The 23,927-nt window shown below is 63.6% G+C and carries 20 protein-coding genes; 12 read left to right on the top strand and 8 right to left on the bottom strand.

Annotation, left to right across the window (positions count from 1 at the left end; all coding sequences use genetic code 11):
- Nucleotides 1–20 precede the first annotated feature (20 nt).
- The 6 genes from FHW96_RS09430 to FHW96_RS09405 are packed head-to-tail and all read left to right on the top strand — an operon-like array spanning nucleotide 21 to nucleotide 6,678.
- On the top strand, nucleotides 21–440 hold the full coding sequence (locus tag FHW96_RS09430; protein WP_172340315.1) for a chemotaxis protein CheW: 420 nt from the start codon (nucleotides 21–23) through the stop codon (nucleotides 438–440).
- Nucleotides 437–1,681: a protein-glutamate O-methyltransferase CheR gene (locus FHW96_RS09425; protein ID WP_172340314.1), complete on the top strand. Its 1,245-nt coding sequence runs from the start codon at nucleotides 437–439 to the stop codon at nucleotides 1,679–1,681. Before FHW96_RS09430 ends, FHW96_RS09425 begins: the two co-directional genes overlap by 4 nt.
- Nucleotides 1,681–2,337 carry a chemotaxis protein CheW gene (locus FHW96_RS09420; protein ID WP_172340313.1) on the top strand — a complete coding sequence of 219 codons (657 nt, stop codon included), beginning with the start codon at nucleotides 1,681–1,683 and terminating at the stop codon, nucleotides 2,335–2,337. Before FHW96_RS09425 ends, FHW96_RS09420 begins: the two co-directional genes overlap by 1 nt.
- Entirely contained in the window at nucleotides 2,334–4,628 is a 2,295-nt protein-coding gene (locus FHW96_RS09415) for a hybrid sensor histidine kinase/response regulator (protein WP_172340312.1), read from the top strand. Before FHW96_RS09420 ends, FHW96_RS09415 begins: the two co-directional genes overlap by 4 nt.
- Nucleotides 4,625–5,650: a chemotaxis response regulator protein-glutamate methylesterase gene (locus FHW96_RS09410; protein WP_172340311.1), complete on the top strand. Its 1,026-nt coding sequence runs from the start codon at nucleotides 4,625–4,627 to the stop codon at nucleotides 5,648–5,650. Before FHW96_RS09415 ends, FHW96_RS09410 begins: the two co-directional genes overlap by 4 nt.
- A complete protein-coding gene (locus FHW96_RS09405) occupies nucleotides 5,647–6,678 on the top strand; it encodes a diguanylate cyclase domain-containing protein (RefSeq protein WP_172340310.1) in 1,032 nt (343 codons plus the stop codon). The genes FHW96_RS09410 and FHW96_RS09405 overlap by 4 nt, the downstream gene beginning before the upstream one ends.
- Here the strand turns inward: FHW96_RS09405 and FHW96_RS09400 are convergent.
- The 4 genes from FHW96_RS09400 to FHW96_RS09385 form a co-directional block, all read right to left on the bottom strand.
- Nucleotides 6,673–8,052: an efflux transporter outer membrane subunit gene (locus tag FHW96_RS09400; protein WP_172340309.1), complete on the bottom strand. Its 1,380-nt coding sequence runs from the start codon at nucleotides 8,050–8,052 to the stop codon at nucleotides 6,673–6,675. The two genes, FHW96_RS09405 and FHW96_RS09400, sit on opposite strands and share 6 nt — an antisense overlap.
- On the bottom strand, nucleotides 8,045–11,206 hold the full coding sequence (locus FHW96_RS09395) for an efflux RND transporter permease subunit (protein WP_172340308.1): 3,162 nt from the start codon (nucleotides 11,204–11,206) through the stop codon (nucleotides 8,045–8,047). Before FHW96_RS09395 ends, FHW96_RS09400 begins: the two co-directional genes overlap by 8 nt.
- Nucleotides 11,207–11,209: 3 nt before the next feature.
- Entirely contained in the window at nucleotides 11,210–12,346 is a 1,137-nt protein-coding gene (locus FHW96_RS09390) for an efflux RND transporter periplasmic adaptor subunit (RefSeq protein WP_371815680.1), read from the bottom strand.
- Between the two features lie 125 nt (nucleotides 12,347–12,471).
- Nucleotides 12,472–13,512 carry a nitronate monooxygenase family protein gene (locus FHW96_RS09385; RefSeq protein ID WP_172340306.1) on the bottom strand — a complete coding sequence of 347 codons (1,041 nt, stop codon included), beginning with the start codon at nucleotides 13,510–13,512 and terminating at the stop codon, nucleotides 12,472–12,474.
- Between the two features lie 177 nt (nucleotides 13,513–13,689).
- On the opposite strand from FHW96_RS09385, the gene FHW96_RS09380 reads away from it, so the two are divergent.
- The 6 genes from FHW96_RS09380 to FHW96_RS09355 all read left to right on the top strand — a co-directional run bounded on the left by FHW96_RS09380 (nucleotide 13,690) and on the right by FHW96_RS09355 (nucleotide 21,261).
- Entirely contained in the window at nucleotides 13,690–15,975 is a 2,286-nt protein-coding gene (locus FHW96_RS09380; protein ID WP_172340305.1) for a TonB-dependent receptor, read from the top strand.
- A 91-nt stretch (nucleotides 15,976–16,066) separates the two neighbouring features.
- Complete coding sequence (locus FHW96_RS09375; protein ID WP_172340304.1) at nucleotides 16,067–17,062, top strand: ABC transporter substrate-binding protein; 996 nt, start codon at nucleotides 16,067–16,069, stop codon at nucleotides 17,060–17,062.
- The gene (locus tag FHW96_RS09370) at nucleotides 17,059–17,613 is read left to right on the top strand and encodes an alpha/beta hydrolase (RefSeq protein WP_172340303.1); all 555 of its coding nucleotides are present in this window, start codon (nucleotides 17,059–17,061) and stop codon (nucleotides 17,611–17,613) included. The genes FHW96_RS09375 and FHW96_RS09370 overlap by 4 nt, the downstream gene beginning before the upstream one ends.
- A 124-nt stretch (nucleotides 17,614–17,737) precedes the next feature.
- Nucleotides 17,738–20,239, top strand: coding sequence for a TonB-dependent siderophore receptor (locus FHW96_RS09365; RefSeq protein WP_172340302.1), 2,502 nt, complete (start codon nucleotides 17,738–17,740; stop codon nucleotides 20,237–20,239).
- 11 nt (nucleotides 20,240–20,250) lie between these two features.
- Nucleotides 20,251–20,757 (top strand): DUF6644 family protein, encoded by a 507-nt coding sequence (locus tag FHW96_RS09360; protein ID WP_172340301.1) that lies wholly within the window; start codon nucleotides 20,251–20,253, stop codon nucleotides 20,755–20,757.
- 27 nt (nucleotides 20,758–20,784) lie between these two features.
- Nucleotides 20,785–21,261 carry a hypothetical protein gene (locus FHW96_RS09355; protein WP_172340300.1) on the top strand — a complete coding sequence of 159 codons (477 nt, stop codon included), beginning with the start codon at nucleotides 20,785–20,787 and terminating at the stop codon, nucleotides 21,259–21,261.
- Nucleotides 21,262–21,356: 95 nt separating this feature from the next.
- Here the strand turns inward: FHW96_RS09355 and FHW96_RS09350 are convergent, their stop codons facing one another.
- The 4 genes from FHW96_RS09350 to FHW96_RS09335 are packed head-to-tail and all read right to left on the bottom strand — an operon-like array spanning nucleotide 21,357 to nucleotide 23,865.
- Complete coding sequence (locus tag FHW96_RS09350; RefSeq protein ID WP_172340299.1) at nucleotides 21,357–21,761, bottom strand: DUF6152 family protein; 405 nt, start codon at nucleotides 21,759–21,761, stop codon at nucleotides 21,357–21,359.
- A 12-nt stretch (nucleotides 21,762–21,773) separates the two neighbouring features.
- The gene (locus FHW96_RS09345; RefSeq protein ID WP_172340298.1) at nucleotides 21,774–22,592 is read right to left on the bottom strand and encodes a hypothetical protein; all 819 of its coding nucleotides are present in this window, start codon (nucleotides 22,590–22,592) and stop codon (nucleotides 21,774–21,776) included.
- Entirely contained in the window at nucleotides 22,589–23,017 is a 429-nt protein-coding gene (locus FHW96_RS09340; RefSeq protein ID WP_172340297.1) for a DUF6152 family protein, read from the bottom strand. The genes FHW96_RS09345 and FHW96_RS09340 overlap by 4 nt, the downstream gene beginning before the upstream one ends.
- Nucleotides 23,014–23,865, bottom strand: a complete 852-nt coding sequence (locus FHW96_RS09335) for a hypothetical protein (protein ID WP_172340296.1) — start codon at nucleotides 23,863–23,865, stop codon at nucleotides 23,014–23,016. The genes FHW96_RS09340 and FHW96_RS09335 overlap by 4 nt, the downstream gene beginning before the upstream one ends.
- Between the last annotated feature and the right edge of the window lie 62 nt (nucleotides 23,866–23,927).

The raw sequence follows: 23,927 nt of genomic DNA, 5'->3' as shown, positions 1-23,927 counted from the left end.
AACAACAGGATCTGCGGCTCATGCTCTTTCTTCATTTCCGCATCGGTGAAGGCAGCTTTGCGCTGGCGGCTGATCGGATTGTCGAGATCGTGCCGCTGGCGCCCCTGCGGACGATCCGGCAAGGGCCCGACACCGCCGACGTGCCCACGGATCAGACCTTTGAATATCGTGGACAATTCGTGCCGGTGATCGATCTGTGCCAGATCGATCTGGGGCGCCCGGCGCGGCGGCGATTGTCCACGCGGATCATCGTGGTGGGCCATCACAATGCCCTGCTGGGCCTGATCGCGGAAAATGCCACCACGATGCTGCGGCTTGAACCGGAAGATTTCGCGCCCTTTGCCACCGGGCCGGAAGGGCTGATTCAGCGGGTCGATCTGCCCGATCTGCTGCCGCCTGAAATGCTGGATGGGGCCTTGCGCATAGAGGCTCATCCATGAACGACACCCGCTTTGCCGACCTGCTCGAACGGGTGATGGGTCTGAGCGCGGCCACCATCGGGCCGGGCGCGATTGAACGCGCGGTCGAGACGCGCCGCCGCGAGACCGCATGCCGCGATACCGACGCCTATTGGGCGCTGTTGCAGGCTTCCTCTGCCGAAGTGCAGCAACTGATCGAAGCCGTTGTCGTCCCCGAAACATGGTTTTTCCGCAACCCTCAGGCCTTTCGCGCAATGGAGGGCGATGTGCTGGGCCCGCGCCTGCGCGCCGATCCGCAGGCCTGCGCGCGCCTGCTCAGCCTGCCCTGCTCGACCGGTGAGGAAGCCTATACGATGGCCATGGCGCTGATGGAGAGCGGCATTGCCCCGCATCGCTTCAACATCGAGGCGGTCGATATCAGCCAACATGCCATCGATATGGCGCGCGCAGGGGTTTATGGCCGCAATTCCTTTCGCGGCCATGAGCTTGGCTTTCGCGACCGCTATTTCGATGCTGCCCCTCATGGCTGGGCGCTGCGTGAAGAGGTTCGCGCCCCGGTCCGCTTCAGTCAGGGCAATATTTTCGCCTCCGGCTTTATGGCGCAGGCGGGCAGTTTTGATGTCATTTTTTGTCGTAATATGCTGATTTACTTTGATATACCTCGCCAGAAACAAGCGATTGCCGTGCTGCGGCGCCTGTTGGCTCCCGATGGCACCCTGTTCGTCGGCCATTCCGAGGCGGGATTGATGCGCGAGGAAGGTTTCGTCTCGGCGGGCATGGCCATGTCCTTTGCCTTTCGCCGCGCGCCGGAGGCGGCGCCCGTTGCGCCAACCATAGCAGTTCCGGCCCGCGCCGCCATACGCCCCGTCGTGCCCAAACGAGCAGCCCCTGCGCGCGTGATGGAGCGCGACAGGCCGGTTCGTCAGGCCATCGTCCGTCCCGCCGCTGCCAAGGTGCCCGATCTGGCCACTTTGCGCCGGATGGCCGACGATGGCCGCGTGGAGGAAGCCGAGCGCGGCGCCCAGGCCCATATCCGCGACAATGGCGCTTCGCCCGATGCGCTGCTGCTGCTGGGCCTGATCAGCGATGCAGGCGGGCAGGGCAAGGCGGCCGCCCATTATTACCGCAAGGTGCTCTATCTCGATCCGGGCAATGTCGAGGCGCTGGGTCATCTTGCGCTCTTGCTGCGCCGCGAGGGCGATCATGCCGGGGCACGGCTGCTCGACGAGCGGATGCGCCGCCGCGATGAACGGACTAGCTGATGGGACAGCATCGTTCCGCGACCGGGCCGCAGATTGACGCCTGCTGGAAAATCATAGGGATTCAGGGGGATAAGTCCTGTCCCGAATTGCCGCGCCATTCCCATTGCCGCAATTGCCCCCGCTTTTCGCAGGCGGCGGCCATGCTGCTCGACCGCGATCTGCCGGTGGATCATGATGCCTCTCCGGTCGCAAAGGCGGAGAGGCAGGCCGACCATGGCGGCGGGGAATCGGTGATGGTCTTTCGTCTTGGCCCCGAATGGTTTGCCCTGCCGACGCTGGTGCTGGATGAGATTTTGCGCCTGCGCCCGGTCCATACGCTGCCGCATCGGGGGCATCCGGGTCTGATGGGCCTGGTCAATGTGCGCGGCGAGCTGGTGATCTGCGTCTCGATCGCCCAGCTTCTGATCGGGCCGATGGCGGTGGGCGAACATGGGCGGCTGGTGGTGGTGCGCCATGATGGCCGCCGTCTGGCCTTTCCGGTCGATGAGGTGCAGCATTTGCGCAACCATGACACGCGCCGGTTGCGCGCCGTTCCAGCCACGCTGGCCCGCTCGGCCTCGGCCTATACGCGCGGCCTGCTGGGCTGGCAGGGGGTGCAGGTGGGGCGGTTGGACGAGGATCTGGTCTTTGCAGCCATGGAGCGGTTTTTGGCATGAGGCATCTGGACCCTTCATCGCTCTCGCTGCGCGATCTGTTTCGGATCGAGGCCGAAGAGCAGACCAAGGCTCTGACCGACGCCCTGCTGGCGTTGGAAAAGGATCCTTGTCAGGGCGATATGCTGGAATGCTGCATGCGGGCGGCTCATTCGCTGAAGGGTGCGGCGCGGATCGTGGGCATCCATCCGGCGGTCACGGTGGCCCATGCGATGGAGGATCTCTTCGTTCTGGCGCAGGGCGGGCGGGTGCGTCTGGCCCCGGCCCAGATCGACCTGCTGCTCAGCGGGGTAGATCTGCTCTCGGCGCTGGCCGGGCAAGGCGAGGGCGAGAACGGGTTTGATGAGGATATCTGGCAGGCCGACGCGGAGCGCTTTGCCGCCGCGCTGACGGCGACTCCTGCGGCTGCGGTCGATGAGGATCGCGTGCCTGAAGAGGTATCGGTGGCGGGCCAGGTAGCAATCGTGCCCGCCGTGCCGGAAATCCTGCCCGAAACGCCTCCTGCGGCTTCGCCCGAAAGGCTGCTGCCCGAAAGAGCGGGCGAGGGGGATCGCGCCTTGCGGGTCAGCGCGGAAAACCTGAACCGTCTGCTTGATATGGCCGGGGAATCCTTGGTTGAAACCCGGCGTCTGGCCCCGCTAGAACAATCGCTCTTGCGGCTCAAGCGGATGCATCATCAGGCCGCCGCTGCGCTGGACGCCTTGCAGGCGGCGCTGCCGGTCAACATGCTGGACGAACGCGCCGCATCGGCTTTGGAAGAGGCGCGGCGGCGATTGATGGATTGCCGTCGGCAATTGTCGGGCGGACTCGATGAGCTTGAAGCCTCGAACCATCGCACGACCAATCTGGCTCATCGCCTGTATAATCAGGCGCTTATGGTACGGATGCGGCCCTTCGGCGATGGTATGGGCGCTTTTCCCCGCATGGTGCGCGATATTGCGCGCGAATTGGGCAAGCAAGTCCGCTTCGAAATTCTGGGCGAACGCACCCAGGTTGACCGCGACATTCTGGAAAAGCTGGACGCGCCGCTGGGCCATTTGCTGCGCAATGCGCTGGACCATGGCATGGAAACCCCGGATGAGCGCCGCGCCGCAGGCAAGCCTGCCGAGGGCTTCGTGCGCGTGGAGGCCAGCCATCAGGCGGGCGCCTTGCAGATCATCGTTTCGGATGATGGGCGCGGCATCGATCTGGACGCGATCCGCCGCACGATCACGGCGCGCGGTCTGGCCGCGCAGGACACGGTGGCCCGCCTGAGCGAGGCCGAATTGCTCGAATTCCTGTTCTTGCCCGGCTTTACCATGAAAAGCGATGTCACCGAGATTTCGGGGCGCGGTGTGGGGCTGGACATTGTTCAGGACATGATCCGTCAGGTGCGCGGGCGGGTGCGGATCATCTCGCGCCAGGGCGAGGGCACGCGGTTCCGGCTGGAATTGCCGCTCACGCTCTCAGTGGTGCGCGCGCTGCTGGTCGATATTGGCGGCGAGCCCTATGCCTTTCCCTTTGCCCATATTGCCGGTGCGATGAAAGTGCCCGCCGATCGGGTCCGCACGGTCGAGGGGCGCCAGCACATCCTGATCGACGGCGCCGCGGTGGGGCTGGTGGGCGCGCATCAGGTGCTGGGCTGCACGGCGCCCGATGGCACGCCCGAGGAGCTTTGCGTGGTCCTGCTGGGTGCAGGGGACCATATGTTTGCGCTGGTGGTCGATGGTTTTACCGGCGGGCGCGAACTGGTGGTGCAGCCGCTCGATCCGCGTCTGGGCAAGATCAAGGATATCAGCGCAGCCTCGCTGACCGAGGATGGCGCACCTTTGCTGATCATCGATGTCGAGGACATGCTGCGCTCGCTGGAAAAGCTGGCGGCGACGGACCGTCTGGCCCCGGTCGGGCGCGAAATCGGCACGCAAAGCGGGGCGCGGCGCAAACGGGTGCTGGTGGTGGACGATTCCTTCACCGTGCGTGAATTGCAGCGCAAATTACTCGATCATCACGGTTATGATGTCGAAGTGGCGGTCGATGGTATGGATGGCTGGAATGCGCTGCGTCAGGGCGGTTTCGATCTGGTGGTCAGCGATATCGACATGCCGCGCATGGACGGCATCGAACTGGTGCGCCGCATCCGCCACGACCCCGTGCTCAAGGCCCTGCCGGTGATGATCCTGTCCTATAAGGACCGCGAAGAAGACCGGTTGCGCGGGCTGGAAGTGGGGGCCGATTATTACCTGACCAAAGGTAGTTTCCAGAATGACGCTCTGATCGATGCCGTGATAGACCTGATCGGGGAAGGTGCGGCATGAGAATTGGTATCGTCAATGACTTACCGCTGGCGATCGAGGCATTGCGCCGGGTTTTGGCGCAGGCGCCCCAGCATCAGGTGGCATGGACCGCGGCCGATGGGATGGAGGCGGTGGAGATGGCGTTGCGCGACCGGCCCGACATCATTCTGATGGATCTGGTGATGCCGCGCATGAACGGGGTGGAGGCCACGCGCCGCATCATGGCCGAGGCGCCCTGTGCGATTCTGGTGGTGACATCGGATATCGAAAGCAATGCCGCGCAGGTCTTTGCCGCGATGGGCAAGGGCGCGCTTGATGCGGTCGATACGCCTTTGCTGCATGGCGCGCCGATGCGGGGCAAACATCCGCTGCTGACCAAGATCGAGGCGGTGGGCAGGTTGATTGATGCCGGAAGCAGCGCTCCTGCGCCCAAAGGCATTGAGCGCGGCGCCACCAGCCAGTTGATCGCCATTGGCGCATCGGCGGGCGGTCCGGCGGCGCTGGCCGCGATCCTGAAAGCGCTGCCTGCCGGATTTCCCGCCGGGATTGTCATTGTCCAGCATGTCGATGCGCGATTTGCCCAGGGGCTGGCCCAATGGCTCGACGATCAATGCGCGCTGTCGGTGCGTCTGGCGCAGGAAGGCGACCGGGTGCGGCCCGGCGAGGTTCTGGTAGCGGGCACAGACGACCATCTGGTATTCAAGTCGCCAGAAAGGCTGGGTTATTCCAGTGCACCATCCGATCACACCTATCGCCCTTCGATCGACGTTTTCTTCCGCAGCGCCGGCCAGTTCTGGCCCGGGGCGCTGACCGGCCTGCTCCTGACCGGCATGGGCGCGGATGGGGCACGTGGATTGAAGGAGCTGCGCGACAAGGGGCATTTAACCATTGCGCAGGATAAGGCTTCCAGCGCGGTGTATGGTATGCCAAAGGCCGCGCTCCAGCTTGATGCTGCGCGCGAAGTGCTTCCCCTCGAACAGATAGCACGCCGGTTGACAGAGCTTCCCGGCCTGCGGCTTTCGACGAAAGGATTGTCAGAATGAACCCCCAGGTTTCGGTCGATCCGGATATGGGCGATCCCGAAGAGCCGATACCCAACCAGTCGATTATGGTCCTGCTGGTCGATGATCAGATTATGGTGGGCGAGGCGGTGCGCCGGGCCTTGCTGGATGAGGTGGGGATCGAGTTTCACTATTGCTCGAACCCGCTTGACGCGCTGGCGATTGCCCGCACGGTGCAGCCTACGGTGATTCTTCAGGATCTGGTGATGCCCTCGGTCAACGGGCTGGATCTGGTGCGTCAATATCGCACCGATCCGCACACGCGCAACATTCCGATCATCGTTTTGTCCACCAAGGAAGAAGCCAGCGTCAAGAGCGATGCCTTTCGCGCAGGGGCCAACGATTATCTGGTCAAATTGCCCGACCGGATCGAACTGATCGCGCGCATCCGCTATCATTCGGCGGCCTATCTTTCGCAGATTCAGCGCGACGAGGCCTATCGTGCGCTGCGCAAGAGCCAGCAGGAGCTGATGCAGGCCAATTTCGCGCTGCAAAGGTTAACCAATGTCGACGGGCTGACAGGGCTGAGCAACCGGCGATATTTCGACGAATATTTCGAGACCGAATGGCGTCAGGCCGCGCGCGACCGCCAGCCTTTGTCGCTGCTCATCATCGACATCGACCACTTCAAGCAGTTCAACGACACCTATGGCCATCTGGCCGGGGATGAAGTGTTGCGCAAAGTGGCGCAGTGCGTTCAGGCCGCATTCCGCCGTCCCAAGGATCTGGTGGTGCGGCTGGGCGGTGAGGAATTTGTCGTCGTGCTGCCCGCCACGCCGATGAGCCATCTGGCCATGCTGGGCCAGCGCGTTGTCGATGCGGTTGAGGCGCTTGATCTGGCTCATTCCTCTTCGCCGGTGTCTGACCGGGTGACGATCAGCGTGGGGGGCGCGGGATGCCAGCCCGACCGCGAGGACCGCCGCCTCGCGCTGATGGAGGCGGCGGACAAGGCGCTTTATGAGGCCAAACGCTCCGGCCGCAATCGGGCGGTGATTGATCGCGGCCTATAGGCTGTCATCCGCGCCGATGGCGCCATACAAGGCCATACGATTCGACAGATCGGTGGTCAGCGTGGCGATCCGGCTTTGCTGCGCGACATAATAGGTCCGCTGGGCGGTCAGCGCGGTCTGATAGGTGCCTATCCCGGCCTTGAACTGATCCTGAGCCAGAACCCATGCCTTGCGGGCGGCCTCAACATAGCGCTCCTGCGCGGCGCGCTGATCGCCGATGGTGCCGCGCCGGGCCAGTCCATTGGCGACATCGCGGAACGCGGTCTGGACGGCCTTTTCATAGGCGGCCAGATAATAATCCTTGGTTGCCTTGGCATAGGCCAGATTGCCGCGATTACTGCCGCCCAGCAAAGGCACGCTGGCGTTGGGGACGAGGTTCCAGCTGGCCGCGCCGCCGGTAAACAGGCTGGAAAGCGCGGTACTGGCCACGCCGATGGTCGATGTCAGCGAGATCGTGGGGAAAAAGGCCGCCCGCGCCGCGCCCACCGAGGCGTTCGCCCCGATCAGCTGATGCTCGGCCTCGACCACATCGGGGCGGCGCAGCAGCACGGCTGAGGACAGACCGGCGGGCACATTGGCGATGGCGGGATCGAGATCCTCCAGCGCCTTGGGCAGCAATTCATCGCCCACCTGCCGCCCCACCAGCAGATCGAGCGCATTGCGATCCTGCGCCGCCGCAGTGGTATAGCCGGCGACATCGGACTTCGCGCTTTCCACCACGGTGCGCGCGCTTTCGACATCCGATCCATTGGCAAGGCCGGATTGGAACAGGGATTGTGTCAGCGCCAATGTCCTCTCGCCGCTGCTCACCGTTTCGCGCGCCAAAGCCAGCAGATTGCTGTCCGAGGCGTAGGTGACATAGGCGGTGGCAACCTCCTCCACCAAGGTCAGCCGGGCCGAACGCAGGCCTGATTGCGAGGCGAGATAGGATTCGAAATCCGCCTTGGTCTGATTGCGCAGCCGCCCGAACAGGTCGATGGTAAAGGAACTCATCCCCGCGCTGGCGTCATAGCTGTTGCTGTTCGGGCCCTTGTTCGACAGGCCCCGCGACAGGCTGGCGTCGGCCCCCGCGCTGATCGTGGGCAATTGGGCGGAGCGGGCGATGCGATAAGTCGCTCGCGCCTGCGCCACGGCGGCCACCTGCTCGCGCAGGGACCGGCTGTCCGACAGCGCCATTTCGACCACCTGGGTCAGCTTGGGGTCGGTGATGACCTTGCGCCATGGCATGCCTGCCTCTCCGGCCTGCGCGGGGGCATAGGCGGCGCCTTGCGGCCATTGCGGCGCCACGGGGGCGGCGGGGCGGACATAGGCGGGGGCCATGTTGCAGCCCCCCAGAGCCAGCGCCAGCAGGCTGGCCGTGATCAGTTTACGCATGATTCTCGCCCTTCTTGCGGGTCGCGCGTTCGGTCAGTTTGGTGACCGCGATGAAGAACATCGGCACATAGAAAATGGCCAGCACTGTGGCGGTAATCATCCCGCCCAGCACCGCCGTGCCGATGGCTATCCGGCTGTTGGCCCCGGCCCCGCTGGCGACGGCCAGCGGCACCACGCCCGCGATAAAGGCAAAGGAGGTCATCAGGATCGGGCGCAGGCGCAGGCGTGCCGCCTCGATGGCCGCGTCAAAGGCGGAGGCTCCCTTGCGATAGGCCGCTTCGGCAAATTCGACGATCAGGATCGCATTCTTGGCAGACAGGCCGATGGTGGTGAGCAGGCCGACCTGAAAATAGATATTGTTTTCAAGGCCCCGCACCGACACCGCCAGCACCGCCCCGATCACGCCCAAAGGCACCACCAGCAGCACGGCAAAAGGCACCGACCAGCTTTCATACAGCGCGGCAAGGCTGAGGAAGACCACCAGCATCGAGATCGCATAGAGATAGGCTGCCTGCCCGCTGGTCTTGTTTTCCTGATAGGACAGGCCCGACCATGCGTAAGTGGTGCCCGGCGCAAGCTGTTGTTGCAGCTTGACGATCTGCGCCATCGCATCGCCCGAGGAATAGCCGTCGGCCGCCTCGCCGCTGATCTCATAGGAGGACAGGCCGTTGAAGCGCGCGAGGGAATTGGCGCCCTTTTCCCAGCCGATCGAGGTGAAGGCCGAGAAGGGGACCATGCCCGAGATCGTGCTGCTGCCCACGCTGGTCGTGCCCGTGCTGTTCTTCACGAACCATTTGGACAGGTCTTCGGGCTGCATGCGATAGGGCGCATCGCCCTGCATATAGACGCGCTTGACGCGGCCGCGGTCGACGAAATCATTCACATAGGCCCCACCCCAAGCCTTGCTCAACGTATCGGTGGCATCGCTCTCGCTCAGCCCCAGCATGGCCAGTTTGGCGTCGTCAAACGTGATCCGCATCTGGGGCGCATCGGGCAGGGCGGTGGCGCGCACGCGGGTCAGGATCTTGTTCTGCGCCGCCGCCTTGAGCAGCTTGTCACGCTCGGCCTTGAACTGCTCGGCGCTCAGGTGGCCGCTGTTGAGCAATTCGAAGGTGAAGCCATTGGATTGGCCCAGACCTGAAATGGCGGGCGGGTTCATCGGGATGATCGTGGCGTCGCGCAGGCCCGCAAAGAACTTGCCCGCGCGGTTGATGATCCCGGTCGAGCTGTTTTCGCTGCCCTTGCGGTCGTCCCACGGTTGCAGGCCGACAAAGGCCATGCCGGTGTTCTGGCCCGAGCCGGAGAAGGAGAAGCCCGAGATCGCCATCACCAACCGCGTGTTCTTCTGCTCCTGATTGAGGAAATATTTGCCGATCTGGGCCCGCACGGCGCTGGAGCGTTCATCGGTGGCGCCCGCGGGCAGGGTGAACATCACCATCGCCTGCCCCTGATCCTCCAGCGGCAGAAACCCGGTGGGCAGGCGCAGGAACAGCAGCGTCATGACGCCCACGATGCCGCCATAGACGAGGAAATGCAGGCCCCGGCGCCCCACCACGCTTTTCGTGGCATTGACATAGCGGCCCGTGGTGCGATCAAACCAGAGGTTGAATTTACCCGCCCATCCGGTCGTGTGGCTGTGCGGATCATCGCCTGCGCGCAGCAGCGTGGCGCAAAGCGCGGGCGAAAGCACCAGCGCCACGATCACCGACAGCACCATGGCCGAGACGATGGTGATCGAGAACTGGCGATAGATGACCCCGCTCGATCCGCCGAAAAACGCCATGGGCAGCAGCACCGCCGAGAGCACCAGCGCAATGCCGATCAGCGCCGAGCCGATCTCGTCCATCGACTTGATCGTCGCCTCTTTGGGCGCCAGCCCTTCGTCCGACATCAGCCGCTCGACATTTTCCACCACCACGATGGCGTCATCGACCAGCAGGCCGATGGCCAGCACCATGCCGAACAAAGTCAACGTGTTGATCGAATAGCCAAACAGCGCCAGCACGCCAAAGGTGCCCAGCAGGACCACCGGCACAGCAATGGCCGGCACCAGCGTCGCGCGCCAGCTTTGCAGGAAAACATACATCACGATCACCACCAGCACGATGGCGATCAGCAACGTTTCGACCACTTCCTTGATCGAGAGTTTGACGAAATCGGTCGTGTCGCGCGGATAGTCGATCGAATAGCCCTTGGGCATCGATTGACTCAGTTCGGCCACCTTGGCCTTGACGGCGGCGGCGGTTTTCAAGGCGTCGGCGCCGGGCGCAAGCTGCAAGGCAAGCCCGGCGGCAGGATGGCCATTGAGGCGCGAGGTGGTCGTATAGCTTTCCTGACCCAATTCGACGCGCGCCACGTCCGAGAGGCGCACCACCGAGCCGTCGGTCGAGGATTTGACCACAATATTGGCGAACTGCTCCGGCGTTTGCAGCCGCGATTTGGCCAGCACCACTGCATTGAGCATCTGCCCCGGCACGGAAGGGCGCGCGCCCAATTGGCCCGCCGAGAGATCGACATTCTGCGAGGTCAGTGCGCTGGTCACATCCGAGGGCATCAATTGCCGCGAGGCCAGTTTGACCGGATCGAGCCAGATCCGCATCGCATATTGCGTGCCGAAGACCGAGATTTGGCCCACGCCGTTCACACGGGCAATCGCGTCCTGCATATTCGAGACGAGATAGTCGGCAATGTCGGAATCGCTGGCCCGGTTCGTTTTGTCGTACAGAGCCACCAGCATCAGAAAATCGGCATTGGATTTGGTGACCGTCAGCCCCGCCTGCTGCACCGCGCTGGGCAGGCGGGTGAGGCCCTGATTGACCTTGTTCTGCACCTGAACCTGGGCAATGTCGGGGTCTGTGCCCTTTTCAAAGGTCACGGTGACGCGCGCGCTGCCCGAACTGTCCGAGGTGGAGGAGAAGTAGCTGAGGTTGTCGATGCCGGTTAATTGCTGCTCGATGATCTGCGTGACCGAGGATTCGAGTGTTTGTGCATTGGCCCCCGGATAGGTGGCGGACACCGAGACGGAGGGCGGCGCCACATCGGGATATTGCGCGATGGGAAGCGACATGACCGAGCCGATCCCGGCCAGCATGATGACAATGGCGATCACCCATGCGAAAACGGGGCGCTCGACGAAGAACTTGCTGACCCCCATGGCTTAGCCCTCGACCTTGACCGCAACGGGGTGGACGCTGGCGCCTTCCTGCGCCTTGTCCGTGCCCTCCACGATCAGGCGATCCCCAGCCTTCAGCCCCTTGGTCACCAGCCAGCTATGGCCGACCGATTGCGCCACCGTCACGTTGCGCAATTCCACCTTGTTCTGCCCATTGACGATCAGCGCCGTGGCATTGCCGCGCGCATCGCGCGTGATGCCCTGTTGCGGGGCAAGGATGCCATTGGGCAGCGTGCCTTGCGGCGTGATGACCTTGACGAACATGCCCGGCAGCAACAGATTGTGCGGATTGGGGAAACGCGCGCGCAGGGTCACGCTGCCGGTGGTGGCGTCGACATTGACCTCGCTGAATTCCACGGTGCCCGAGAGGGGATAGGCGGTGCCGTCCTCCAGTTGGAGCTTCACCTGCGCCTGTGTGGGCAGAACATCCTTCTTGGCCAGCGCCATGCGCAGGTGCAGCAGGTCGGTCGAGCTTTGCGTGATATCGACATAGATCGGATCGAGTTGCTGGATCGTGGCCAGAGCGGTGGTCTGCGCGGCCGAGACCAGCGCGCCCTTGGTGACGCTGGAGCGGCCGATGCGCCCCGAAATCGGCGCATAGACCTGGGTAAAGCCCATATTGACCCGCGCCGTGGCCAGCGTGGCGGCATACAGATGGACATTGGCCCGCGCGGTGCGCGCGGCGGCCAGCGTATCGTCCAGATCCTGACGGCTGACGGCGGTGGGGTCGTTCAGCGACTGATAGCGTTTCGCCTTGGCCTCGGCATTGGCCAGCGTGGCCTGCGCGCTTTCCAATTGCGCGCCTGCCGAATTGACCGAAGCGCGATAGAGGCGGGCGTCGATCTGATACAAAGGCTGTCCGGCTTTCACCATCGAGCCTTCGGCAAACAGGCGGTTCTGGATGATGCCATCGACCTGCGGTCGCACGTCCGCCGTGGTGGTGGCGGCGGTCCGCCCGGTCAATTGCGTTTCGATGGTCACAGGTTGAGTCGCCAGCGTCACCACCCCCACATCGACTATCGGCGGCGCCTTGTTCTTGTCCTGCGCCCCGCATGCCCCCAGCGCGAGGGAAAGCGAAAGCAAGGGAAAGACCAGGTTTTTTGCGCGGAAGGGCACAGGCACGGGGGCAACTCCTGAAGGCAATTGACGTAGGGGGCAATGCTCCAGATGGTAGATTGTGCTGCGGCGCACAAATTTTTTAAGGTCGCAAAATGCTGTCAAATGTAACAATTTGTGCGATGCAGCACCTAACGTTGGATTTCCTGTCTGATGGTTTCGACCAGCTTGGCCGCAGGCATGGCGCGGGCCAGCGGCGCGCCTTGCCCCGCCCATTGCGCGCCAAAGCCATGCTCGCCCTTCTGCTTGGCCGCTGCGTTCAGCGCCTTGCCCGCATCATAGGCGATGGGGTAGGCCGCCGGGCGCGCGTCGCTATCCAGCGTAGAAAAGCGATTGGCCAGACAGCGTGCCGGACGCCCTGAAATCGCCGAGGTAAAGCGCGTGTGCTGTGCCGCATCGCTCATCAAGGCTGCGCGATAGGCAATGTCAGCGCTGGATTCGGGACAGGCGATGAAGGCCGTGCCCAATTGCGCCGCCGCCGCGCCCAGTTCAAGCGCCGCGCGCACCCCGGCGCCATCCATGATGCCGCCTGCCGCGATCACAGGCAGGCGGGTTTGCCTGACCAACAGGCGGGTGAGGGCGAAAGTGCCGAGCCCGTCATCGGGCGCATCGGGATCGAACATGCCGCGATGACCGCCCGCCTCGATCCCCTGCGCGACGATCACATCGATCCCGGCGCGCTCGATGATCGCGGCTTCGGCGGGGCTGGTCGCGCTGGCCAACAGCAAACATCCCGCTTCGCGCAGCGCCGCCAGCACATCGGGGGCGGGCAGGCCGAAATGAAAGCTGACCACCGGGGGCCTTTCGGCCAGCAGCATGGCGAGCATATCGGGATCGTCGGCAAAGCTGCGATAGACGATGCGCAGGCCGGGGGGCACCGGCGCGTCAAATTCGGCAAACAGCGGGGCCAGCGTATCGAGCCATGCCGCTTCGCGCGCAGGATCGGGTTGCGGCGTGGCATGGACGAAGAGGTTGACGTTAAACGCCGCTTTGGTCTGCGCCCGCAAGGCATGGATCATCGCGCGCGCGCCCGCCGCATCGGTGGCCCCCACCCCAATCGAGCCCAGCGCCCCGGTATTACACACCGCCGCCGCCATTTCCGGCGTGGAAACTCCGGCCATGGGCGCCTGAACAAGCGGGATCGACAGGCCGAGGCGAGAGAGCAGGTCCATGGCGCGATTATGGTCCCGTGGGGAGCAGGGGTAAAGGGGCAGTTGAGGGCATCAAATATAAATAACAAATAAAATCATATTTCTATTAATCGACCCGGTTTAGCAATCCTCGTTAATGTAAATCATGGGTCTGGGTTACCCGCCATCACACGAAATACTGAAATTTTCGGAGTTGATATGGCGTTTCCTCGATTGACTGCCAATGCCTTGCTGCCTCTTGGCGGTATTATCGCCATTGCGCTCGCCTATCCTGCATGGGCCGCCGAAACGCCTGCGGAAGCCGATGGCGGCGGGGTGGGCGATATTGTCGTGACCGCGCAAAAACGCGCCGAGCCTTTGCAGCGCACACCGATTGCCGTGACCGCGATCGGCGGCGATTCCATCGAGCAGTTGAAGATCTCGACCTTCCGCGACCTGTCGGGTGGGCGCGTGCCGGGCCTGTTGGCGCCCAAGCGTTCGACCGCGCAGACCACCCAGCAATATTCGATCCGCGGCATTGGCGAGACCGACACCTATCCTGAACCGGCCGTGGCGGTCTATATCGACGATGTCTATCTGGCGCGCACGGTCGGCTCGCTTTACGATACGCCCGATCTGGAACGGGTCGAGGTGCTGCGCGGGCCGCAGGGCACGCTCTATGGCCGCAATTCCAGCGCGGGCGCGATCCGCTTCATCACCAAAGACCCCACCGCCAAGCCTTCGGCCAGTTTGAGCGCCACTTATGGATCCTACCAGAATGTCGATCTGAAAGCGCGGATCAATGGCGCGATCCTGGGCGATGACAAGCTGAACGGCGCGCTGACGGTGATCCGCCATACGCGCAAGGGCTGGCAGCATTCGATTCCCTTGAACCGCGATGTCAATGACACGGATCTGACCGTGCTGCGCGGCAAGCTGAAAAGCAAGCTGACGCCGGGCCTGACGATCACGCTGGCGGGCGATGCGATGTTCGACCGCTCGACCCAGTCCTATTACACCCCCGTCAACCAGCCCGACGGCATCCCGAACACCGGCAATCCCACGAACCCGGACCTGACATGGTCCTCCACGCTGCCCTATAACCGCACCACCTCCTATGGCGGATCGGGCACGATCGCGTGGGAGATCAACAAGCAGTTCACGATAAAATCGGTGACCGCCTATCGCGGGCTGCACGGCCCGATCTATTACGACAATGACGGCGTGACCGCGATCAAGGGCGACAGTCTGGCCCAGTTCTGGCAGCATCAGTTTACGCAGGAATTGAACCTCAACGGCGAATTCGACCACTGGAATTTCGTCGCGGGCCTCTATTATTTCTCCGAAGGGTTCCACAACCACCGCCTGAGCCAATCGGCAGGCGCGGCAGTGGACAATGTCGGCACCGTCACCCACACCAACAACTGGCTGAGCACCACCGCATGGGCGGTGTTCGGACAGGCCAACATTCATCTGACCGATCGGCTGACCGCGACCGTGGGCGGGCGCTGGACCACCGAATTGCGCAAATTCCGCAATATCGGCCAGACCGGGCGCAGCTGGGGTCTGCATGATCCGCAGGAGTGGAATTACGACCCCGACTATTTCTTCGTCAAATATCCCACCGGCACCAGTTCGGCCTCCTCGCTCACCTCCTTCGATGTGACCGCCGACCCCAAGCGCTTCAGTCGGTTCACCCCCAAGCTGGGGCTGCAATATGACTGGTCCAAGGGCATCTTCCAGTATGTCTCATGGTCGCAGGGCTTCAAGAGCGGGGGCTATGACCTGCGCTCGGTCACGGCCATCGGTTCGGTCACGCCCTATCTGCCCCAGATCACCACGACCTATGAAACGGGCCTGAAGACCCGCCTGTTTGGCGGCAAGGCGACCTTCAATCTGGCCGCCTATTACAATGACATTTCCGATTTTCAGGTCCGCGCCACCAGCACGGCGGCGCTGGGCGTGGTGACCAACCAGTTGATCAATGCAGGCAAGGCGGCCAGTTGGGGCGGCGAGGCGGAATTGACGCTCGCCCCTACCGACAATCTGACCATCACCGGCAGCGCGGCTTATCTGAAAACCAAATATCGCACCTTTACCGCCACCTTGCCCGCCAATGTCGCGGGGCGGACCACGCTGGTCGGGCTGGACTTTCCCTATGCGCCGCGCTGGCAATTCGGCGCCTCGGTCAATTACCGGGTGCCGGTCGATCTGCCCGGCGCGCTGCGGATCGGAGGCGATGTGCAATATGAGAGCAGCCGCTATGCCGATCTCTATAACACGCCGCAATTGCTGGTCCGTTCACAGACCTATGTGAACGGCACGATCAATTTTGCCGCGGATAAGGGCAACTGGAGCATCGGGGCCAATGTGCGCAACCTGTTCAACCTGCGCCGGGCGCAATTCGGCGGCTACTCGCCCAGCAATGCCGGGCAATATCCCTATTACTATCTGGCCTATAACGAGCCGCGCACCTTCAACATCACCTTGACCAAGAATTTCTGAAGCCAGCCCGCTCTGGCTTGAGAAATCCCCGTTGGACGCCGCCTTGTTTGCGCGGCTTCCTTTGATCCTGATATCCAAGGAGTCCGTCACGATGAGCAGGAAACAATCCGCCCTCTGGTTGCTGGCGCTTTTGCTGCTGATCGGCGGCGGCTGGTGGTGGGGGCAGCACCGGGGCCAGCACGGGGCAGGCAGCGGCCCGAAACCGCTTGGCGCCGCGCTGATCGTGGGGGATCAGCGCGGCGGGGTTCAGGCACTGCTCAAGGCGGCGGGAGAGCTGGACAATGTGCCCTACCGGATCGAATGGGCGCTGTTCCCCGCCGCCGCGCCTTTGCTCGAGGCGCTCAATTCAGGGGCGGTGGATCTGGGCGGCATCGGCGGGCAGCCTTTTGCCTTTGCCTATGCCTCGGGCGCAAAGATCAAGGTGGTCTATGCCGGGCGGGCGGTCACAGGGCACAGTTCTCATGCCTCGGCCATTGTGGTGGCCGCCAATTCGCCGCTGCGCCGGGTCGAGGATCTGAAAACACGCCGTTTGGCGACGATCCGGGGCTCGGCGGGGCATGATCTGGCGTTGCAATTGCTCGAAAGCCATGGATTGAGTGCAAGCGATGTGCAGTGGGTTTTCCTCAACAATGCCGAGGCCAAGGCGGCGCTGGCCCATGGCTCGATCGATGCATGGTCCACATGGGGGGCCTATACCGGATATGCCTTGCTGAAAGACCATCAGCGCGCGCTGGCCGATGGCTCGCAATTGCCCGCCGGTGCCGGTTTCTTTGCCGCCACCGACAAGGCGATTGCCGACAAGCACGCGCAGATCGCGGATTTCACCCGGCGGCTGGCGCGCGCGCGGCTGTGGGTGGCGCGGCATCAGGACCAATATGCCGCCGTACTGGCTAAGGAAACGGGGCTGCCGGTCGATGTGGCGAAATTCTCTATTGGCGATCTTATCACCGCGCCTGTGCCGGTGGATGATCGGTTGAAGGAGGAGCAATTGGCCATTCTCGGGCGTTACCAGCGCGCCGGGATCATCAAGACCCTGCCCGATCTGAACGGAGCCTTTGACAGTTCCTTCCCTGTGGATGGCAAGTGAGCGAACCACGGCTCCTGCTGCTGCGCGGCGATGATGATCGCTTTGCGCGGCGTTGGCTGCGCGACTGGCAATGGCGCTATCCTCAGGCGCAGGCCATCGAATTGGGCCTGTGGGACAGGCCCCACCGCAACACATGGATCAACCGGCTCAACCATGCGCTCAATGGCGGGCAGGGGCCTGCGGTGGTGGTGGCCGAGGGGCTGGCCTGCATCGCGCTGGCATGGTGGGCGGCCTATGAGCCCGAGGCGGCGGGCGGCGCGGTCAAGGGCGCCTTGCTGATCGATCCGCCCGATATTGAGCGGCCCGAGAGCGACCGCCGCCTTTTGTCCCTCATGCCGGTACCGCGCGGGCCTTTGTCATTTGCCGCGATCCTGCTGGCCACGCGCGCGCGCGATGAGCAGGAATTGCGCGCGCTCTGGTTGCTGGCGCGCGACTGGCGGTGCAATTTCGATACGGTGGGCGGGCCTGATGTGCTGCGTGTGCCTTCGGCCAGCCCGGTGCAATCGCTGGGTCAGCATTTCCTGACGCGGTTTTTGCACGGCAATGGTTGAGCATTGCCAATAAGCAGATTGAGAAATCTAAATATCTGATTTCATCAATGAAAATTCCAAATCCTTGTTAAACACCGCCGCGCCGCGCCGCTATCGCTGAACCCCGCAATCATTGGGGGTTTCCATGCGTAATATTTCTTGGCTGTCGCGCTTGCTGGCCGGCGCTTCTCTTGCCCTTCCGCTGGCCGCCCATGCCGAAGAGGCCGCCGATGCTCCTGAAGGCGCGCCGATCATCGTAACGGGCACACGCAGCGCCCCGCGCCGCACCGTGGCCGACAGCCCGGTTCCCATTGACGTGATCGGCCCGCAGGAGCTGAAAGCCACCGGTCGCACGGGTCTAAAGGAGATTCTGGGCAATCTCATCCCCTCGCTGACCATGCCCGCGCTGGGCGGGGGCGGCACTTCGGCCAGCGTGCGCCCGATCTCGATCCGGGGCCTGTCGGGCGACTATCTGCTGGTGCTGGTCAATGGCAAGCGCCGCCATACCACCTCGCTCATCAACAATCTCTCGCGCGTGTCGGGCGGTTCGACCCCGGTGGACATCGACCTCATCTCGACCGCAGGCGTGGGCCGGATCGAGGTTTTGCGCGACGGTGCGGCGGCGCAATATGGCTCGGACGCGATTTCGGGCGTCATCAACATTATCCTGGACAGCGGCAAACAGGGCGGCGAATTCACCCAGACCGCCGGGCAGCTTTATGAAAAGGGCGGGGCGCTGTTGCAGCAGACCCTGTCATGGGGCGCGGGCCTTGGCGACGGCGGCTTTGTCCACCTCTCGGCCGAGGGCAAATATCACGATTCGGCCAAGAGTTCGGCCTTGCCGGTGCCGACCATCTATCCGCTGGTCAATGGCGCGCCCGATCCACGTGAGGCCAATGCCAATCACCTGATCGCGGGCGGTTATGGCCGGTCGAACCGCGACAAGATCATCAACACCTCGATCAATGCCGAACTGCCGCTGGGCGGGGTGACGGCCTATACGTTCTCGACCCTGTCCTATCGCGACATCAAGGATGCGCGCGGGGCCTTCTTTGCCGCGGCCACCGGCTATGGCGGACAGGCCAACACCAGCGGCGTTTCGGTGCTGCCCCAGATCTATCCTTCGGGCAATCAGGCCTATCGCCGGATCTGGGAATGGGATTATCAGACCACGCTGGGCATCAAGGGCGATGTTGCCGGATGGGCGGCGGATCTGTCCACCAGCTATGGCACAGACAATGTGAAACTGGGCGCGGAAAACGCGCTCAACCCCTCGCTGGGGCCGAGCAGCAAGACCAGCTTCTATATGGGCCGTCAGAAACAGACGCTGTGGGTGAGCAACCTTGACCTCAGCCGCGATTTCTCGGTGGGTCTGGCCGCGCCGCTCTCGGTGGCGGTGGGCGTCGAACAGCGCTGGGAAAAGTTCCAGAATCAGGCGGGCGAGCCGGATTCCTATCGCGACGGCGGCTATATCATCCCGGCTGACGGCACTCCTTTCGGCACGCTCTATGGCGGGCGTTCGCCCTCGCCGGGGCTGGTCTCCTTTACCGGCACCTCGCCCGCCGATGCGCGCTCCATCAGCCGGGGCAATGTCGCGGCCTATGTCGATCTGTCCACCAATGTGGTCAAGGCATGGTACGTCGGCGTTGCAGGCCGGTTTGAACATTACACCGACAGTGCGGGCGACACGGTTTCGGGCAAATTCTCCACCCGCTATGAAATTGCGCCCGGCCTTGCGCTGCGCGGCGGGGTGAACAGCGGTTTCCGTGCCCCATCGCTGGCCCAGACCGCTTTTTCGACCACGCAGAACACCGTGACGGTCAATGGCAATGACCGGCTTTCCACCACGTCGAAATTCCTGCCCGTGGACAGCGCGGCGGCGATTGCCCTTGGCGCGACGCCGTTGAAGCCGGAAAAATCGCTGAATTTTACCGCAGGCCTGACCTTTGAGCGGGGCGGGGCGCGCCTCACGGTCGATGCCTATCAGATCGATGTCGACAATCGCATCGTCAAAACCGAATTCCTCGGCACGGCGGCCAATGGCGGCAGCGCGATCAAGGCTATCCTTGTCGCCAATGGCATCACGGGCGTCGACAGCGCACAATTCTTCACCAATGCCATCGACACGCGCACGCGCGGCGTCGATGTGGTGGGCGAATATAACTGGCGCACGGCCAGCATCGGCAATTTCCGCCTGAGCGCGGCCTATAGCTATAACGAAACCCAGATCCGCCGCATCGCCGCCAATCCCGCCGCGCTCTCGGGCCTGTCGGTCACGCTGTTCGGGCGTCAGGCCCAGCGCGATCTGCTGGTGGCCACGCCGCGCAGCAAGGTCGTGCTGACCGGAGATTGGAGCTGGTCCCGCCTGCACACATTGCTGCGCGCCACGCGCTATGGCCAATATACCGAAAGCAGCAATGTCGCATCGGGCGACCGCACCTTCGGCGCCAAGGTCATCACCGATCTGGAGGTGGGCTATGACCTCTCGCGCCGCGTCTCGCTGGCGGTGGGGGCCAACAATCTCTTCGATGTCTATCCCGACAAGAACGGCATCGTCGCCTCGGATGGCTCGGGCCTTTACGGCAATTTCGCCCCCTTTGGCCTGAGCGGCGGCTTTTATTACGCGCGCCTTGGCGTGAAATTCTGAAAGGTCTTTTCATGACACTTCTCGTCGATTTCGCTGCATGGTTGGGCACGACGTCGCTCTCGGCGTTGGTCATCGGCCACGACTGGCTGGTTCCGGCCATTCAGGTGGTGCATATTCTGGCCGTGGCGGGGGTGCTGATCGCCTCGCTGCATATCCATTTGCGCGCGCTGAATGTATTGGAGCGCGATGTTGCGCAGGAGCAGGTGGCGGCTCGCTTCCTGCCGATCCTGTGGGGCGCGTTGGGCGTGCTGGCCATCACCGGCCTGCTGCTGATCGCCAGCGAGCCGACCCGCGCGATGTTCCGCACCGTCTTTTGGGTCAAGCTGGCGCTGGTCACGGCGGCGTCGGTCGGCACTTGGGCGCAGGGGCCGCTGGCGCTGCGGTACAACACGGGCGGCGTGGCGGTTGCGCCAGCGCAACGCGTGCTGGCGGTGGCTTCGCTGCTGGTCTGGCTGGCGGTGATCTATGCGGGCCGCTGGATAGCCTATGCCGATGCCTGGGCCGGGGCGCCTGCCTGAACCATCTGTTTTCGAAAGGTTATCCTGATGTCTCTTCAATCTGTGGCCCTGTGGCTTTCGGAAACGCCGCTGGCTTTGGAACTGGCGGATTCAAACTGGCTGTTCGGCACGGTCGAGGCGCTGCATGTCGCGGCGCTGACGCTGGTGATCGGCTCGATCGCGCTGGTCGATCTGCGGCTGATCGGGGTTGGCCCGGCGCGCGGGAGCGCGCAGGAGGTGCTCGAACGGCTGGTGCCCTTCACGCTGGTCGGCTTCGGCTTTGCTCTGGCCAGCGGCAGCGTGCTGCTTTTCGCCAATCCGATCGGCTATTCGGAAAACTTCTGGTTCGCCGCCAAATTCAGCCTGCTGGCGCTGGCCGGGATCAATGCGCTGGTGTTCCATCTGTTTGCCCAGCGCAAACTGGCCGAGCCGGGCTCGGTGATCCCGCGTATTTCGGGCGCGATTTCGCTGAGCCTGTGGCTGGGCATTGTAATTGCCGGGCGCTGGATCGGCTACACGCTGTGACGCAAAAAAGGGGCGGATGCCGGTGTGGCATCCGCCCCAAGCGGGACGCGGCGCGGGAAAGAGAAGAACCGCGCCGCGTGAGGGATCGCGTGGTTTCAGCCCCCCGGCTTCTCGATTTCGACCAGCCGCGCCTGAAGCACCTGCCCGGTGGACAGGATCGTCGCCTTGCGAAAACCTCCGCCCAACGCGCCATCGCGCAGCGGGTTGACCTCGATGTCCACCTTGTCGCCCACTTTCAGCGACTGGCGGCTCCAGCCCAGCCGGGTCAGATTGCCCGGACTGGTCAGTTCCACCGCCCAGACGCCATGCTTGACCGGTCCATCCTGCACTTCGACAAACAGCGAGACATGCGGGTTGACCCAGCGATAGCTGCTGATCGTGCCGCGCAGATTGATCACCTTGGTCTGGTCGAACATGGCAAAGCTGTGATGCGCCAGCGAGGGGGCCGATAAGGCCAGTGTGGCGGCCAGCGCGCCTGCGGAGAGGATCTTCTTCAACATCGCCATTGCTCCTTATTTCGCCGGGGCGGCCAGCACGTTGCCATCGGCCGATTGCGCCACCGGGCGCCATGCCGGATTGCCCCATTGGTCGGTGGTTTCCTCAAAATCGCCCTGACGGCACACGCCCTCGACGATCTCATAGCTGCGTGCGCGCTTGCGGGTGAACAGGCGGCGGGTCTGCCATGGCCGCGTCAACACGGCGGGCGCGGTGATGGTCAGATCGACCGCCAGCGTATCCGGGCCGATCAGGTGGAATTTCTGGTCGACATGCGCGCCCTCGCCAATGGCGATGCCCACCGCTTCGGACACGGCCAGCCACGTTTGCGGCAGGATCGCGGTGGTAGAGACCGCCAGCGTATCGCCTTGCCAGACGCCGATATTATAGCCGTGGAAACTGGGGTCAGGATCGGCCGGGGCCTTGCGCCCGTCGGTCCAGATCCGCACCAGACGGTTGCCGTCGCTCTCGCCCAGAATGGTCACGCGGCCCGGTGTGGACAGGATCTCGATGGAATTATGGGTGATGAGATAGAAGGTCGGCACGCCATGCGGCAGGCAATCGAGCAGCAGGCCGCGCGGGCGGCCCGCCTTTTCCTCGGCATCCCAATGGTCGATCTGCTTTTGCACCTCGGGCTTCCAAGGCGGCGGATTGGTGTTCACCTGCGCGAACTGATCCGAGATCACGGGGAACCAGGAACCGCTCCAGTCCGGGCGATGGGCCAGCTCCAGCCAGTCCTTGATCGTGGGGGCGGGCGTGATCGGATCATCGGCCGGAGCGGCCAAAGCGGGCGGGCTCAGCGTCAGCGCCAGCGCAAAGAAGGGCGCGCGGATCATTTGGGCGGCTGCTGTGACGCGCCGGGGATGTTGAGCGCTTCAAGCACCTGTCCCGTGGCGGCGATGGTCAGCTTTTTGAACTGGCCCGCGCGGCGTCCATCGCGGATCGGGTTGATCGAAACGATCACCTTGTCTCCCGGCTTCACCACATTGCGGCTCCAGCCCATCTTGGCCAGATTGGCCGGACTGGTGGGCAATTCGAGCGACCACAGGCCCGGCGCATAGGCGCCCACCTGTCCGGCCTGAACCCACAGCACGGCATGGGGTGCAGTCCATTGGAATGTCTGGACGGTGGCCTCGAATTGTATCGGCTTGGAAGGATCGAACATCGAAAAACTGTGATGGGCGATGGCCGGGGTCAAGCCCGTGCCTAGCGCAAGGCCAAGCGCGGCGATGCAGCCCAGAAGGCGGCGAGAACTCATCATTTCTTCTCCTTGGGGGCCGCCGGATTTGACGCCACCAGCGGGCCGGCCTGATCGGGCGGCAGGGTGGCCCCGCCTTCGTCCTTGGGCAGCGGGGCAAAGATGGCGAGGCCGTCCTTGTCGGTGCTTTCGATAAAATCGCCCTGGCGGCACGAGCTTTCGACCAGATCGAATTTGCGCTCACGATGGCGGTTGAGCAGGCGGGTGGCGTGCCAAGGCTGGGCCAGCACATGGGGCGCATCGACCACCAGATCGACCCGCGCCGTATCCGGCCCGGTCAGCGTGATGCGCTCGACCACATGCATGTCGCCATTGTTGGGTATGCCAACGCCTTGCCCGGTAGAAATGAACACCTGCGGCAGAAATCCCACCGTGTCGATCACCAGCGTCTGCCCTTCCCAATGGCCGATCGAATGGCCCGAAAAGGTGGGGTCAGGATCGGCGGGATGGGGGCGGCCATCGGTCCACACGCGGCGCAGGCGGTTGCCGTCCAGCTCGCCCAGAATGGTGATGCGGCCCGGCGTTTGCAGGAATTCGACCGAGTTGAGCGTCTGGGTCCAGCTTGAGGGCAGGCCCTCGGGCAGGCAGTTGACCCAGATATTCTGGGGCTTGCCATCGGCGTCGAGCTGTTTGAGGCGGGCATAGATGGGGGCGATTTCGGCTCGCCACTTCGGCTCGGTGCTGTTGCCCGGCGCATATTTGTCCAGCGGACCCGGCGTCCACACGCCCGACAGATCGGGCTGGTCGGCAATCGCGGCCAGAGAAGTGCGGGTGGGGGCCGGGTTGACCGGTTCGGGCGGCGGGGCGGCGGCCAAGGTCGCGGACAGCAGCGTGGAAAGAAGAGGGAGCATGGGCGGGCCTAAACTCTATCACAATAATTGAGAATATCGCTTTAACGATCCCGCGCCCAAGG

It is taken from the genome of Novosphingobium sp. SG751A, from assembly GCF_013149295.1.
In the GTDB taxonomy this organism is placed as follows: domain Bacteria; phylum Pseudomonadota; class Alphaproteobacteria; order Sphingomonadales; family Sphingomonadaceae; genus Novosphingobium.
The sequence above is the reverse complement of the archived record's forward strand: the minus strand, read 5'-3'. Positions and strand labels throughout refer to the sequence as shown.

What these genes read in the sequence shown, in the direction of transcription:
- FHW96_RS09410 (WP_172340311.1), top strand. Translation starts at nt 4,625, where the DNA reads ATGAGAATTGGTATCGTCAATGACTTACCGCTGGCGATCGAGGCATTG.
- FHW96_RS09350 (WP_172340299.1), bottom strand. Translation starts at nt 21,761, where the DNA reads ATGTTGAAGAAGATCCTCTCCGCAGGCGCGCTGGCCGCCACACTGGCC.
- FHW96_RS09375 (WP_172340304.1), top strand. Translation starts at nt 16,067, where the DNA reads ATGAGCAGGAAACAATCCGCCCTCTGGTTGCTGGCGCTTTTGCTGCTG.
- FHW96_RS09405 (WP_172340310.1), top strand. Translation starts at nt 5,647, where the DNA reads ATGAACCCCCAGGTTTCGGTCGATCCGGATATGGGCGATCCCGAAGAG.
- FHW96_RS09355 (WP_172340300.1), top strand. Translation starts at nt 20,785, where the DNA reads ATGTCTCTTCAATCTGTGGCCCTGTGGCTTTCGGAAACGCCGCTGGCT.
- FHW96_RS09380 (WP_172340305.1), top strand. Translation starts at nt 13,690, where the DNA reads ATGGCGTTTCCTCGATTGACTGCCAATGCCTTGCTGCCTCTTGGCGGT.
- FHW96_RS09360 (WP_172340301.1), top strand. Translation starts at nt 20,251, where the DNA reads ATGACACTTCTCGTCGATTTCGCTGCATGGTTGGGCACGACGTCGCTC.
- FHW96_RS09400 (WP_172340309.1), bottom strand. Translation starts at nt 8,052, where the DNA reads ATGCGTAAACTGATCACGGCCAGCCTGCTGGCGCTGGCTCTGGGGGGC.
- FHW96_RS09340 (WP_172340297.1), bottom strand. Translation starts at nt 23,017, where the DNA reads ATGATGAGTTCTCGCCGCCTTCTGGGCTGCATCGCCGCGCTTGGCCTT.
- FHW96_RS09430 (WP_172340315.1), top strand. Translation starts at nt 21, where the DNA reads ATGCTCTTTCTTCATTTCCGCATCGGTGAAGGCAGCTTTGCGCTGGCG.
- FHW96_RS09395 (WP_172340308.1), bottom strand. Translation starts at nt 11,206, where the DNA reads ATGGGGGTCAGCAAGTTCTTCGTCGAGCGCCCCGTTTTCGCATGGGTG.
- FHW96_RS09420 (WP_172340313.1), top strand. Translation starts at nt 1,681, where the DNA reads ATGGGACAGCATCGTTCCGCGACCGGGCCGCAGATTGACGCCTGCTGG.
- FHW96_RS09425 (WP_172340314.1), top strand. Translation starts at nt 437, where the DNA reads ATGAACGACACCCGCTTTGCCGACCTGCTCGAACGGGTGATGGGTCTG.
- FHW96_RS09365 (WP_172340302.1), top strand. Translation starts at nt 17,738, where the DNA reads ATGCGTAATATTTCTTGGCTGTCGCGCTTGCTGGCCGGCGCTTCTCTT.
- FHW96_RS09345 (WP_172340298.1), bottom strand. Translation starts at nt 22,592, where the DNA reads ATGATCCGCGCGCCCTTCTTTGCGCTGGCGCTGACGCTGAGCCCGCCC.
- FHW96_RS09335 (WP_172340296.1), bottom strand. Translation starts at nt 23,865, where the DNA reads ATGCTCCCTCTTCTTTCCACGCTGCTGTCCGCGACCTTGGCCGCCGCC.
- FHW96_RS09385 (WP_172340306.1), bottom strand. Translation starts at nt 13,512, where the DNA reads ATGGACCTGCTCTCTCGCCTCGGCCTGTCGATCCCGCTTGTTCAGGCG.
- FHW96_RS09415 (WP_172340312.1), top strand. Translation starts at nt 2,334, where the DNA reads ATGAGGCATCTGGACCCTTCATCGCTCTCGCTGCGCGATCTGTTTCGG.